This is a genomic window from Vibrio sp. 2130-1 (genome assembly GCF_033339515.1).
This window is the reverse complement of the sequence record NZ_JAWOUT010000691.1, coordinates 1-526: the sequence shown is the minus strand read 5'-3', so window position 1 is coordinate 526 and position 526 is coordinate 1. Positions and strand designations below refer to the sequence as shown.

The window sequence follows — 526 nt, the reverse complement described above, 5'->3', positions numbered from 1 at the left end:
GTTGACGCTGATCAGCGCAATATGATCAGGAATGTTTAAACCAAACTCATGCACTGCTCGTAACACACGAATCGCAATGGAGTCCGAAGCAATGAACATCGCTTTTGGGGAATCGCCTTTGGCCAGCATCTCTTTCGCTAAGTCATAACCGGACAAGCTAGAGAAATCGCCACGATAAATGTCGTCTTCAGAAACCACACCTTTTAGACTGCCGTAGTCCACAAACGCATTTTCACGAATGTCTGCGGTGTTGGGCTCGTCTTGTCCACCAATAAATCCGATACGCTCGTAGCCTTGTTGTACAAAGAAATCAACCACTTGCTTGCTGATTCTTACAAGATCGATATCAACGCAATCGTAAGGACTAGTTGGATCTGAAAAGTCGATGTAACAGATGCTATCGGCTAAGCGTTTAGGTAACTTATTGACCACCTTTTGGTCGACTTTCCCGACTAAAAGGACACCCGTGATCTTTTGCGTTTCAACATCAATTTCGCTGTTGTAGCAATTGGTTAGCGTAATGCCG

The 526-nt window shown here is 44.9% G+C and carries 1 protein-coding gene; it reads right to left on the bottom strand.

Features of this window, described 5'->3' with window-relative positions:
* Positions 1-526 (bottom strand): substrate-binding domain-containing protein (locus tag R7Q09_RS28175; RefSeq protein ID WP_318144213.1); only part of this gene is annotated, 526 nt, incomplete at both ends.